At 53.6% G+C, this 13211-nt stretch carries 13 protein-coding genes; all 13 read left to right on the top strand.

Annotated features, from left to right (window positions below):
• The first annotated feature begins 55 nt into the window (after positions 1 to 55).
• The 13 genes from ACORNT_RS00165 to ACORNT_RS00105 all read left to right on the top strand — a co-directional run bounded on the left by ACORNT_RS00165 (position 56) and on the right by ACORNT_RS00105 (position 13207).
• Positions 56 to 2449 carry an efflux RND transporter permease subunit gene (locus tag ACORNT_RS00165; protein ID WP_321393641.1) on the top strand — a complete coding sequence of 798 codons (2394 nt, stop codon included), beginning with the start codon at positions 56 to 58 and terminating at the stop codon, positions 2447 to 2449.
• Positions 2450 to 2511: 62 nt separating this feature from the next.
• Positions 2512 to 4479 carry a DUF1302 family protein gene (locus ACORNT_RS00160; protein ID WP_321393638.1) on the top strand — a complete coding sequence of 656 codons (1968 nt, stop codon included), beginning with the start codon at positions 2512 to 2514 and terminating at the stop codon, positions 4477 to 4479.
• A gap of 47 nt (positions 4480 to 4526) precedes the next feature.
• Positions 4527 to 5840 carry a DUF1329 domain-containing protein gene (locus ACORNT_RS00155; protein ID WP_321393636.1) on the top strand — a complete coding sequence of 438 codons (1314 nt, stop codon included), beginning with the start codon at positions 4527 to 4529 and terminating at the stop codon, positions 5838 to 5840.
• A 58-nt stretch (positions 5841 to 5898) separates the two neighbouring features.
• Positions 5899 to 6492 carry a 2-hydroxychromene-2-carboxylate isomerase gene (locus tag ACORNT_RS00150; RefSeq protein ID WP_321393633.1) on the top strand — a complete coding sequence of 198 codons (594 nt, stop codon included), beginning with the start codon at positions 5899 to 5901 and terminating at the stop codon, positions 6490 to 6492.
• Between the two features lie 11 nt (positions 6493 to 6503).
• Entirely contained in the window at positions 6504 to 7172 is a 669-nt protein-coding gene (locus ACORNT_RS00145; RefSeq protein ID WP_321393630.1) for a glutathione S-transferase family protein, read from the top strand.
• A gap of 158 nt (positions 7173 to 7330) precedes the next feature.
• Positions 7331 to 7609 (top strand): phenol hydroxylase subunit, encoded by a 279-nt coding sequence (locus ACORNT_RS00140; protein ID WP_321393627.1) that lies wholly within the window; start codon positions 7331 to 7333, stop codon positions 7607 to 7609.
• An 11-nt stretch (positions 7610 to 7620) separates the two neighbouring features.
• Positions 7621 to 8634, top strand: coding sequence for an aromatic/alkene monooxygenase hydroxylase subunit beta (locus tag ACORNT_RS00135; protein WP_321393624.1), 1014 nt, complete (start codon positions 7621 to 7623; stop codon positions 8632 to 8634).
• A complete protein-coding gene (locus tag ACORNT_RS00130; protein ID WP_321393622.1) occupies positions 8631 to 8906 on the top strand; it encodes an MmoB/DmpM family protein in 276 nt (91 codons plus the stop codon). The genes ACORNT_RS00135 and ACORNT_RS00130 overlap by 4 nt, the downstream gene beginning before the upstream one ends.
• Before the next feature lie 61 nt (positions 8907 to 8967).
• Complete coding sequence (locus ACORNT_RS00125; RefSeq protein ID WP_321393620.1) at positions 8968 to 10491, top strand: aromatic/alkene/methane monooxygenase hydroxylase/oxygenase subunit alpha; 1524 nt, start codon at positions 8968 to 8970, stop codon at positions 10489 to 10491.
• Positions 10492 to 10511: 20 nt separating this feature from the next.
• Positions 10512 to 10871 carry a phenol hydroxylase subunit P4 gene (locus ACORNT_RS00120; RefSeq protein ID WP_321393617.1) on the top strand — a complete coding sequence of 120 codons (360 nt, stop codon included), beginning with the start codon at positions 10512 to 10514 and terminating at the stop codon, positions 10869 to 10871.
• Positions 10871 to 11932 carry a 2Fe-2S iron-sulfur cluster binding domain-containing protein gene (locus ACORNT_RS00115; RefSeq protein ID WP_321393614.1) on the top strand — a complete coding sequence of 354 codons (1062 nt, stop codon included), beginning with the start codon at positions 10871 to 10873 and terminating at the stop codon, positions 11930 to 11932. Before ACORNT_RS00120 ends, ACORNT_RS00115 begins: the two co-directional genes overlap by 1 nt.
• A gap of 4 nt (positions 11933 to 11936) precedes the next feature.
• Positions 11937 to 12281 carry a 2Fe-2S iron-sulfur cluster binding domain-containing protein gene (locus tag ACORNT_RS00110; protein WP_321393612.1) on the top strand — a complete coding sequence of 115 codons (345 nt, stop codon included), beginning with the start codon at positions 11937 to 11939 and terminating at the stop codon, positions 12279 to 12281.
• A 2-nt stretch (positions 12282 to 12283) separates the two neighbouring features.
• Positions 12284 to 13207 (top strand): catechol 2,3-dioxygenase, encoded by a 924-nt coding sequence (locus ACORNT_RS00105; RefSeq protein WP_420717508.1) that lies wholly within the window; start codon positions 12284 to 12286, stop codon positions 13205 to 13207.
• The last annotated feature ends 4 nt before the right edge of the window (positions 13208 to 13211 follow it).

The following is a 13211-nucleotide window of genomic DNA, read 5'->3' as shown; positions in this document are numbered from 1 at the left end:
ACTGGCGGCATTGGCCGACTAAGAAACAGATTAAGACCATTTATAGGGATGAAATATGTCTAGGTTTACCCATTTCCTGAAAGATATTGATGATCACGTTTTTGCTTATCCCAAGCTGATCCTCGCAATATTGCTGGCGATAACGGCCTTTTTTGCCGCCCAGATACCGGCTGTGAAAATGTATTCCGATTTCGCTGATCTTCTGCCCCAGGAACATCCCTACATTCAGCTGCACAACGAAATTCGCGACAATTTTGGCGGGGCCAATGTTGTGGTGGTCGGCATCGAGGTCAAGGAAGGCACGATCTTCAATAATGACGCTCTGGCCCTCATTCACAGGCTGACCCAGTCGGTCGACAGCCTGCCCGGCATCAATCATAACCTGGTTACCAGTCTGACCCACCGGACAACACGCAAAGTCTGGTTGTCGGAGGAAGGGTCTGTTCTGTCCGAACCCTATTACGATCCGACCAAGAAACCCATCCTGAACGAACAGGAAATGGCGGAACTCAAGACTGCCGTCCTGGCCAACCCGCGTGTTTACGGGCTGATGGTATCGCCCGACCTTAAATCCGCCCTGATCAAGGGGCAGCTCAATGAGGGGGCTCTGGACTATCAGAAAACCTTTGACCAGATTCAGGAGTTCCGTGACCGGGAGCAGCTGGAAGGTGTCGAGATTCATGTGACCGGACAGCCGATGCTGGTTGGCTGGGTCTATACCTATATCCCGCAGATCGTACAGATTTTCCTGTTCACCATCCTGTTTATGTTTGTCCTGCTGGTGGTCTATTTCCGCCGTCTCTATGGCGTACTGATCCCGATGATGGGAATTGTTGTTTCTGCCATCTGGGGCATCGGTATCCTGTCCCTGCTGGGCTATAACCTTGATCCTCTGACCCTGGTTATTCCGTTTCTGATTTCAGCCCGGGCCATGTCGCACGGCATCCAGCTGGTGGAACGCTATTACGGCGAGCTTGCCGTGGAAGGGGACAGCCGGACGGCAGCCCGGATGACCTTTGACAGCCTGTTTCGTCCGGGATCCCTCGGCGTTGTGTCCGATGCTGTAGGCTTGTTGCTGATTTCCCTGGGCTCGATTCCGATCAATACCAAACTGTCCTATTATGCCTCCCTGTGGGCCATCTGTGTGATCGTCAATGTCCTGCTGATGGTGCCGCTGTTGCTGTCGATTCTGCCGCAGCCGAAAAACATTGAAATCAAACACGGAAAAATCCAGAAACTTTTGTCCCGGGTCGGTTTCCTGGTTTCGGGCAGATCGGGTGCTATCGGAATTCTCTCTATCGCCGTCCTGTGTTTTGTGGCCGGCGGGTACGGCAGTTCATTTGTCCAGATCGGGGAGTCGGAGCCCGGCAGCCCGCTGCTGTATCCGGATCATGATTACAACCTGTCCTCCAAGGCTATCAATACAAGTTTTCCCGGGTCGGAGGAGCTCTATATCATTGCCCGGACCGAGGAAAAAGGCGGCCTGAAGAAACCCGAGGTGATCAAATCCCTGGAAAACCTGCAGGCGCACATGCTGAATGATCCTGAAATGGGCGGGGCCAAAGGATTACCGGATCTGATCAGGCAGATGAACCGGCTGCTGCATAACAATGATCCCAGATATAACCAGGTCCCCCATGACGAGTTTTATGTGGGCGGGCTGATGTTTGCCTATATGGCGTCAAGCCCGATCCCCGGGGCGCTCAAGGAGTTTGTCAATCCGGAGGAAACCGACGCGAACATGATCTTTTACTACAAGGATCATCAGGGCGGTACGATCCGTCGCGCCATTCATATGGTCAAGGAGTGGATTGCCGAGCATGGCGACGATGTGGAAGGCCTGAGTTTCCATCTGGCCGGCGGTATTGTCGGGGTCACTGCGGCGATCAACGAAGCGGTGTTTGAAACCAACCAGATTGTCATTCCGATGGTTCTGGCGCTGATCTTCGTGTTTGTGATGTTCTTTTACGGATCACTGCACGCGGGCTGGCTGATGTTTCTGGCCATGTCGTTCGCCACGATCCTGAGCTACGGCTACATGGGCATTATGAAAATCGGCATCAATGTGAACACGGTGCCGATCATTGCCGTGGGGATTGGGGTTGGAATTGATTACTCCATTTACATCATGGATCGAATTCGGGAGGAGATGCTGCGGTGCAAGTCCCTGCCCGAGGCTGTGATCCGTGCCATCAGCACGACGGGCCTCGCGGTCTGTGTCACGGCTGGCGCCCTTATTCTCGGCGTTGTCATGTGGGTCTTTTTGTCTGATCTGCGGTTCCAGGCGGATGCCGCCCTGCTGCTGGTTATGATGCTTATCTTCAATATGGTTGCGGCGCTTTTTGTGGTGCCAAGTTGGATTACCCTCTTCAAACCCAGATTTATCACCGACATCAAATTAGTAGACGGCGTTATCGCCGAAAAATCGGCTATGGAGGCAGCCGAATAGGGGAGGGGTTAACTGTCGGAATAAATCTTTTGTTGAATCCTTATTTATGTGGGAGGACCAGAATGAACAAGAAACAAAGCAGACAACATTTATGGGGCAGGACGGCGCTTGCAGCAACCCTGTCCCTGGCCGGCGCCACAGGCGCCCAGGCCTATACTTCTTCGGATGGAAGTTTCGAGCTTTACGGATTTGTGGAAAACGCCACATACGTGCGTAAGGACAAGGGGCTTTCCAAATTCCGCAACACACTCCAGATGGAAATGAGCAAGAAGTTTAATGTCGGCGGATTTTTCTCCAGCCTGTCATTGAATACGACCCTGCGCGGATCCTACGACGGTGTCTACGACCTCAACAGTGACGAATATGGCAAGGACGCCGGTGGGGCCATCATGCTGGAGAGCACCTTCAGCGGCGGTCCGGCAGCAGTGCCGCACGGCAGCGGTATTGTATCGACGGGACTGGCCTTTTTCGGCTTTGACACGGCCGCCAATCCCAACGCGGGACTTATTGTGCTGGGGGAAAATACCCATGCCACTGACGGCGGTGTCGCCTTTGGCGTACCGGTCAGACCCTGTGATGTGGACAACAGGGGCTGTCTGGCGGGATATATGGATGCCTCTCTGGATGAACTCCGCTTTCCTGAATTCAACGATCGTCTTGATTTCCTGAGGGAATTCTACCTGGATGGCGATATTGGATTTAACAACGGTGACACTTTGAACATCCGTCTCGGCCGTCAGCAGGTGGTCTGGGGACGGACCGATCTGTTCCGGGTGCTGGATGTGATCAATCCGGTGGATTATTCCCGTCAGAATATCTATGACGAACTGGAAGACATCCGTATTCCCCAGTGGATGCTGAACATGGAATACCGCATGGGTGCGGTCGGCGGTTTTGAAGACCTGAACTTCAACCTGGTCTGGAATTTTGACAAATTCCGTCCCAGCAATCTGGGGCAGGGGGGCACTCCCTACCAGATCCTCGGTGCCGGTGAGTTTTTCCGTGGCATGAAAAACTGCTGGGATTACGGCTGTACAGTCGCCAACTTTGCCGGTCTTCCGGTGCCGGATACCACCGGTCTGGCGGCGACGGACTTTGCCCCGGGCTCTATCGGTATCCGCCAGGTCAACCTGCCTGAATGGAAACTGGACAATACCCAGATCGGTTTCAAGGTCGAGGGTGTTTTCAAGGAAGTCGGGTTCTCTCTTAACTATCTGACCTATCTCGCCCAGCTTCCGACCCTGCGCGGCGGCAGCGTCGGTCCTGCAGCCCTGAACAATTTCACTGGCGAAGTGCAGCAGTGGCCCTATCTGATTGCCTTCGATATTGAATTTCCGCGCATTCATCTGTTCGGCGGGTCTCTCGACCTTTACTCCGATAGTCTCAAATCCGTGTTCCGGATCGAGGCGGCCTATACAACCGGGGAGGAATTCGCCAATACCCTTCGTCCCGAACTTTATTCCAAATCCGATGTCTTCCGTTATGTCATCGGATGGGACCGGGATACCTTCATTCCGTTCCTGAATGACGAGAAAGCTTTCCTGATTTCCGCTCAGATTTTCGGACAGCATATTCTTGATCATGAACTCGAAGAGACAGCGGGTTCCCTCGCCGGTGCGCCTGGTTTCGGCAAAGCCGGTATTCCGGACTGGAAAGACAACTGGATCGCCACCTTCCTGCTCAAGGGCTGGTGGAACCAGAACCGGCTCAGCCCGCAGATTCTTGCCGCGTATGATTTCAGGGCACAGACTGCTGTGATCTCGCCATCAGTGGACTGGTTGATCAGTGACAGCTGGCGCTTGATTGTTGCGGCCAACTTCAAGTTTGGTGCCGGTGCCAAGAAATTTGACGACTGTCGGAGTTGTAACCCCTGGGCACCCTTTACCGCCACGCCGTTCCATACCGATCCGACACAACCCGGATCTGTTGGTCTGAGCGGTTACGAGCCGCTTGGAAGGTTCCGTTCCGGTCCAATCGGTATGGCTGAAGCTGAAGACGAGATCCAGGTCACCCTGCGCTATCGCTTCTGATCAAATTACCCTGATGTGAAAACAGATTAGGTGAAAGGAATTTTAAAATGAAATCGAAACTAGTAACGGCAATTGCCGCCCTGACCATAGGCTTCGGTGCCTTGCCCGCCCTGTCGGCGGAGATGGAAGATGTGGAAAGAAGCTTTTTCCCCTATAAAGACCAGGTTCCCACTTTTGCGGGCCTGGAAGCCGGCATGACCATCAACCAGGCCAATGTGGAGCAGTTCAAGGATGTCCTCGATGAGGGCATGTATGAATTCATCAGTCGTGGCTGGACCGAGATGAAGGTGGGGGAAACCACCCCCTTCACACTGAACGAGGGGTATATTAACGCCACCCGAAATGGTCTGGGAAAAGTTTCCCTGGGTGAAAAACCGGGGCAAATCAATGGCTTTGTAGCCGGTCGGCCGTTTCCGGCAGAACCGGATATTAATGACCCCCGTGCTGGTGAGAAACTAGCCTGGAACTACAAATATGGATACAACTGGGGCGATAATGCCGCCATTTATCCGTTCTACTGGAAATTCCGGGACCTGAATTCAGGAAAGATTGAACGAACCATCAAGTTCAACTTCCATTTCCTCAACCTGAAGCATCGTGTGGTAGATGACCCGAAACCGGATCTTCCCAACAACCCCAGTGACCTGTTTCGTGCCATTTATGTGCAGGTTCTGGAGCCATTCGATGTTCGCAATACCCAGCTTCTCATGCATCTCTATGAAGATGACCTGAAGAAGGCTGACGCCTGGCTTTACCTGGGTTTCCAGCGTCGGGTACGTCGTCTTTCCACCGGACAGACTACTGACTCCTTCCTGGGGTCTGATCTGATGATCGAGGATTTCGAGGGCTATAACGGCCGGATTTCCGATATGAATTGGACCTATAAGGGCACCAAAAATGTTCTTCTGCCTTTCTACAAGCATAATGAACTTGTGCTCAGCGAGGATGATAAGGAAGGGGATGGTTACCAGTTCGTCGAATTTGGCGGGCAGGGTGGATGTTTCCCGAATATCACCTGGCAGTTACGCAAGGTCTATATTCTGGAATCTGAGCCGGTTGATGACAACCACCCCGTCAGCAAACGCGTACATTATGTGGATGCCGAAACATTCACTCTGCCGCGGACGGTCATTTATGACCGGAAAGGCGATCTCTGGAAAAGCTTTGTCATCGGCCAGGCCCATCCGGACTATCACCTGGACAAGAACAAGGGCAGCGGTGTTTCCATCGACGATTCCTTCATGATGCTGGACGTGCAGGGTGAACATTGCACGACCGGGCACTTCAAGGGACAGGTGGATCCCGAGCTTAACCCGCGGAGCAAGTTCACAGTACAGAACCTGCGTGTAACCGGGAAGTAACCTTCATGGGCCGGACGGACATGCCGTCCGGCCATTCCTTTAAGAAAAGGTTTGGAAGATGCCAGCACCTGTCGACATAAAAGTATATTTCAATTTCAGAAGCCCTTACTGCTATCTGGTTTCCAAGTCGCTTCACAAGATTTTCGACGACTATTATGCCTCGATGGTCTGGCGTCCGCTTGGCGGGTGGTCCGGCCGGTCCAGTCCGGACAGGGCCAAGATTAAAATCCCCATCGTCCGGCAGGATGTGTCACGATTTACCCGCAGGCTGGGAATTCCCTTTAATCCCCCTCCCATCGAGACCGAGCCCACACTGGCGGCCAAGGTTTCCCTGGCGGCGGAACAGGAGGGTCTGCTGCAGCGATATATTATCGAGGTGATGCGCCAGGAATGGTCCGAGGGACGCAATATCGGTGAAATGGATGTTCTTATGGCTGTGGGCGAGGAAATCGGCCTGGGCCGCGGTGTGATCCAGCGGGCCGCCGAGAACCCGGAATTTGATCGTCGGCTGGAAGAAAACTGGCAGGAGGCCCAGCAGGACAATGTGATGGGTGTGCCGTCCTTTGTGGTCGGGGACCAGGTGTTCTGGGGCAATGACAGGGTCGAATTCCTGCGGGAACATCTGCATGACCTGAGACTGCGGCGGATATAGGAGTTAATCAAATGATCAGATTGTTCCATCGTCCGGATTGCCCCTTTTGCTGGAAAGTCAGAATAGCCCTGTATGAGCTTGATATTCCGTTTGAGGAAATCACGATCACCCTGGGTGAAAAAAATCCGGATGTTATGGCCTTGAATCCTAACGGCAGCGTCCCTGTGATGGTTACAGAAGACGGTCCGGTGCTGTGGGAATCCGCCGCTATGATGGAATATCTCGAGGATGAATATGGCCGGGAAAAACAAGGTGGTTCTCTGCTTCCCGAAGAGGCCTCCGACAGGGCCGTTATTCGTCAGATACATATTTTTTCAGACAACCAGGTCGGAAAGGCGGTTTTTCCTCTTGTTCGGGAACGCCGGAGCCATCCGGGCCGGGATGTGCCCGCGGACCTTTTGCACAAATCGCAGAAAGACTGGCAAAGCTGCCTGACTGTCCTGCAGGACGGACTGGGCGACAGGGAATTTTTCGGCGGCGATTTATTTTCCATTGCCGACTGTGCGCTGATACCGCGTTTTACGCTGGCTGAGGTATACGGCCTCGCCGTACCTGAGGAGTTTGCAGCCGTAGGCGACTGGTACCGGCGGGTCAGTGGGCGACCCTCTGTTGCAAAGGCGAGGCCGGACCATTTTCCCGGGGTGAATGATTTCGTCAAGTCGGCCGGTTTGGCCAGTTGATGATTTGATCAAAGGCTGTTCGGAGGATTTAAGCAGCATCTGATTGTATTATTAAAAAAGCAATAAAAACAATAAGCTATGTGATTTTTTAAGTTTATCGAAAGACTGGCACGATCTTTGCTGTTTTAGAAACAGGGAAGAAAAATAATCGGGAGACCATGATGGGTGATTTGCCCCTTGATGAGAGAGATCGTCTCATCGGTTTCGAAAAGACCGCGACTATCATCGGCATCCGCCGGAACCGTTTTATCGAATTCGAGTTTACGGTCGGGGCGCCGGAATTGACTGTGGAACTGGTGATGCCCCTGGCGGCCTTTCGGGAATTCTGTGAGTTGAACCATGTCCGGACGGTGACGACAAAGGCGGACGTTAAAAAAGACTACGAGCAGCTGATCTGGCGCGAAGGGCGCGGCAGGGACACTCTATTGTCGAGATAAGGAGACTTCATGTGAGTTTGGATATTAAAACCAATGTCATTGAGCCCCGGCGGCAGACTTATGCCCATGTGGCAAAAAGGCTTGGCGCCGACAAACCGGCAAGCCGCTATCAGGAGGCAACCTGGGATCAACAGGCGACGGAACATTTCCATTATCGCCCCACATGGGCTCCCGGCCGGGAGATTTATGATACCGGGCTGACCGCTATCAAGATGGAAGACTGGTACAGCTTCAATGATCCGCGCCAGTTCTATTACGGCACCTACACCATGGCCCGTAACAAGATGATGGAGACGGAGGAGGCCAACTTCAAATTTGTGGAAAAACGCGGTCTGCTGGACCAGCTGGACCCCGAATGGATTGAGAAAGTAAAGTTCTTCCTGCTGCCCCTGCGTCATTTTGAATGGGGCGGGAATATGAACGGCTGTAACGCCTCCGACAAGTCTTATGGAGCAGCTATCGCCCAGGCGCTTTTGTTTGCGGCCATGGACCGCCTTGGTATCGCCCAGATTATCAGTCGCATCGGCCTGTTGCTGGACGGCAATTCCGGGGAGAGCCTGGACGAGGCGAAAAAGAACTGGATGGACCATGAGAGCTGGCAGCCGTTGCGCAAGCTGGTGGAAGACAGTCTTGTCATAGAGGATTGGTTTGAACAGGCGGTCGCCCAGTTCTTCTGCATGGACAGCGTGATCTTTCCGCTTGTTTATGATCATTTCGACCGGGAAGGCGGCCGTTACAACGGCGCTGCCATGTCCATGCTCAACGAATTCATGATCGACTGGTCTGCGGACGAGGTGAAATGGGTGGACCGGTTGCTCAAGGTGACCGCTGAGGAAAGTCCGGAAAATGCAAAACTCCTGGCTACCTGGATTGAAAGCTGGAGCGCCCGTGCTCTCGAAGCTGCCCGTCCCCTTGCAGAATATGTGCTTGATCAGCGCGCTGACGAAGTGCTGGCGGCAATTCATCAGGATATCAAAACCCGCGCTGGCAAAGCCGGCATAGAAATCGGCGGAGGCAAAAAATGAGCAGGATGGTATCCATTACCCTTCAGAACAATGATGACGCCCGGCCTGTTATCGAGGCCATAGAGCAGGATAACCCTGATGCCAAAGTTACGATTTACCCGGCGATGGTGAAGATCGACTGCGAGGGACGGCTGATTGTCAAACAGTCCACGGTTGAGGAATTGATCGGTCGTGACTGGGACGTCCAGGAACTGCACCTCTGCGTGATCAGCCTGGCCGGAAATGTCGATGAAGAAGACGAATATCTGGAACTGAGCTGGGGTTCAAAATAACCGCTACGGCTGGTTTACCCGTTCTGTTTTTCACGAATACAGGGAAGTTACGGAGACAACAATGACACAGAAAAAAGCGAAAAAACTCGGTCTCAAGCAGCGTTATGCGATGATGAGCCGTGGTCTGGACTGGGAAACAACCTATCAGCCGATGGACAAGGTCTATCCCTATGATAAATATGAAGGCATTGTCATTCACGACTGGGATGCCTGGGAAGACCCCTTTCGCCTGACTATGGATTCCTACTGGAAATTCCAGTCTGAAAAAGAGCGCAAGCTTTATGCCGTTATTGACAGTTTTGCCCAGAACAACGGCCACCTTGGTGTAACCGATGCCCGTTATGTCAATGCCATTAAGCTGTTCCTGACCGGGGTGTCTCCGCTGGAATACCAGGCCTCGCGCGGCTTTACCCATGTGGGTCGGCATTTTCAGGGCGCCGGCGCCCGGGTTGCCTGTCAGATGCAGGCCATTGACGAACTGCGCCATGTGCAGACCCAGGTTCACGCCATGAGCCATTACAACAAGTTCTTTGACGGTTTGCACAGCGGCCCGCAAATGCATGACCGGGTCTGGTACCTGTCTGTACCCAAATCCTTCTTTGATGATGCCATGACGGCCGGCCCGTTCGAGTTTCTCACCGCCATTTCCTTCAGCTTTGAATATGTGCTGACCAATCTGCTGTTTGTGCCCTTTATGTCCGGTGCCGCCTACAACGGCGACATGGCGACGGTGACGTTCGGTTTTTCGGCTCAGTCAGATGAAGCCCGGCACATGACCCTCGGGCTGGAAATTATCAAATTCATGCTGGAACAGGACGAACGCAATATCCCGATCGTCCAGGGCTGGATTGACAAATGGTTCTGGCGCGGTACCCGCCTGCTGGCTCTGGTCGGCATGATGATGGACTATATGCTGCCCAAGCGCATCATGTCCTGGAAGGAAGCCTGGGAGATTTATTTCGTCGAGGCCGGCGGCGCCCTGTTCGAGGATCTCGCCCGTTACGGCATTAAGCCGCCGAAGCATGCCGAGACCGCAACCCGCGAAGCGGAACATATCAGTCACCAGGCCTGGGGTATTTTCTACAACTATACCCATGCCGCCGGGTTCCATACCTGGATTCCGGAAAATGAGGAACTGGACTGGCTGTCGGAAAAATATCCCAATACCTTCGATAAATATTATCGCCCCCGGTTTGAATACTGGCGGGAAGAGGAAAAGGCCGGTCGGCGTTTCTATAACAATACCCTGCCGATGCTGTGCCAGACCTGTCAGATCCCCATGGGCTTTACCGAAATGGACGATCCCACAACAGTGGCCTTCCGCAGTTCTTCCTACAAGGACGAAACTTATCATTTCTGTTCCGACGGTTGTAAGGAAATCTTCGATCACGAGCCCGAAAAATATGTCCAGGCCTGGCTGCCGGTGCACCAGATCTATCAGGGCAACTGCGGCGGCGCCGAGGTGCCTGACGTGCTGAAATGGTATGGCCTGAATCTGGGATCCGACAACCTGGATTACAAAGGATCGCCGGAAGAGAAGCTTTGGAATGAATGGCAGGCCGCCCGCATCAGGGCCGCCGGTTAACAGGATCGCAGGAGAGACAGATGTCAGTAAATTCCATCGGAAAATATGAATTCGAGCCCAAGGACACCCAGGACAAGTTTCACGGTAATCAGTTGGTTTATATCAACTGGGAACATCATCTGATGTTTTGTTCCCCGGTCTGTCTGCCGTTGCCGCCGGAGATGCCGTTCAAGGCTTTGGTCGGGGAAGTACTCCCCGGCGTCTACAGCCAGCATCCGGATTTTCAAAAGATTGACTGGTCGAAAGTAACCTGGCTGCTCGATAACCAGCCCTTTACCCCGGATGGGGAAAAATCCCTGAAGGATAACGGGGTCAATCACAAGGGCCTGCTGCGCTTTACCACGTCCGGTCTGAACGGTATCGGGGGGAGCGGTTCCTGATGACGTATCAGCTGACCATAGAACCCATCGGGGAAGTGGTTGAGGTGGAAGAGGGCCAGACGGTTCTGGATGCCTGCCTCCGGGCCGGTATCTATATTCCTTACCAGTGTAATCATGGCCTCTGCAGTACCTGCAAGATAGACGTGCTGGAAGGCGAGGTGAACCTGGGCGAAGCATCTCCCTTTGCGCTGATGGATTTCGAGCGTGACGAGGGCAAGGCACTGGCCTGCTGTTGCACACTGGAAAGCGATACGGTGATCGAGGCTGAAATTGAAGAAGACGAGGACGCCCAGTATCTGCCGATTGAGGATTTCGAGGGCAAGGTCAGTGAAATTGCCGACCTGACGCCGGATATCAAAGCCATCCATATTGCATTGACCGGGGACGGAATTGAATTCCAGGCCGGGCAATATATCCAGCTTGATATTCCGGGTGTCGAAGGCCCGCGGGCATTTTCCCTGGCCAATGCACCCCAGAAACCCTGCGGGATCGAGCTTCATGTCCGGCTGGTGCCCGACGGTGCCGGAACCACCTATCTGCACCAGAAGCTGAAGGCTGGCGACGATCTTTCTTTCTCCGGGCCATATGGTCAGTTCTTTGTGCGCAAGTCACAGAACAAGCCGATGATTTTCATTGCCGGCGGGTCCGGCCTGTCCAGTCCCAAGTCGATGATCGAGGATCTGCTGGCCGAGGGCTGCAGCGAGAAAATCTATCTGTTCCACGGTGTTCGCGGTCGTCAGGACCTTTATTACGATGACTATTTCCGGGAACTGGAGGGTCAGCATGAAAACTTCACCTATGTCCCGGCCCTGTCGGAAAAAAGTGAAGGGGACGACTGGAGCGGGGAGACCGGTTTCATTAACGAGGTGGCGGAACGGTTCTTTGACGGTGAGTTCAAGGGACATCAGGCCTATCTGTGCGGCCCGCCGCCGATGATCGAGGCCTCAATCCGCACCCTGATGAAGGGTCGCCTGTTTGAGAAGGATATTTATATGGAAAAGTTCCTGACCCGGGAAGACGGTCAGGACACCAAAAAATCGCCCCTGTTCAAAAGGATCTGATCCGGTGCAGGACGAAACTTTCATGGTGACCATCGAAGGTGTTGAAGAGAAAGTCCGCTGCCGTCCGGAAAAGTCGGTTCTGGTCGCGATGGAAGCACAGAGACTGGCTCGTATCCCTGTGGGGTGCCGCGGCGGTGGCTGCGGGGTCTGCAAAGTCAGGGTGATCTCGGGGGAATACAGGACGGGCAAAATGGCCGCCTGTCATATCACGGAGGAAGAAAGACAGAAGGGATATGTTCTCGCCTGTCGCCTTTATTCCGAAAGTGACCTGACAATCAGCCTTGCCGGCAAGAGCCGACAAGCGCTGATGACAAAAACATATAGGGAAAAGCAAACTGAAGGAGATTAAACATGGCAATGACAGGAGTTTTACGTCCGGGGTTCGCCCAGATCAGGGTGCTGGATATGGAAGAGGCGCTGGTTCACTATCGGGACCGGATCGGGCTTGATGTGGTCGACACCGGCGATGACGGCCGGGTTTATCTGAAGGCCTATGACGAATTTGACCGTCACAGCATCGTTCTGCGCGAAGCGGATACGGCGGGCCTTGATGTGATGGCCTTCAAGGTCCTCGACGAGCATACGCTGACCGAATTGGAAAACAGGCTGATCAACGAAGGCATGGAAGTCAGCCATGTCCCTGCCGGGGAACAGCCGGGTGTTGGCCGTCGTATCAGCTTTGTTGCCCCGACCGGACACCGGTTTGATCTTTTTGCGGAGATGGAGCTTTCCAATGATGGTCCGGAAACTGATAACCCTGATCTTTGGCGCACCGAACCCCACGGCATGAAAGCCCTCAGGTTTGACCATTGCCTGCTGTATGGTGGCGATGTCGACGGCACCCAGAGGGTGTTTGAGAAGGCCCTGGGCTTTACAACCACCGAAGTGGTGCGGGAAGATGACGGACTGCAGATCGCTATCTTCCTGAGCTGTAGCACCAAAGCCCATGACCTGGCTTTGGTCCGACACGAGGAAGATGGTAAGCTTCACCATGTATCCTTCAATATCGAGGACTGGAATTCAATCCGGGACGCGGCCGATATCATTACAAAATATGATGTTTCCCTTGATATCGGGCCGACCCGGCACGGCATTACCCGTGGCCAGACCATTTATTTCTTTGATCCCAGCGGCAATCGCAACGAGGTCTTTGCCGGTGGATACAACTATTATCCGGGTGATCCGCTGCGGGTCTGGCAGATGCAGGAAGTGGGTAAAGGTATTTTTTATTACGAGCGTCAGCTCAACGACCGCTTTATGGGCGTTGTAACTTGACAAT

The sequence above is a fragment of the Emcibacter sp. genome, from assembly GCF_963675455.1.
Classification (GTDB): domain Bacteria; phylum Pseudomonadota; class Alphaproteobacteria; order Sphingomonadales; family Emcibacteraceae; genus Emcibacter.
Note: the sequence above shows the minus strand (reverse complement) of the source record. Positions and strands in the feature narration are given on the sequence as shown.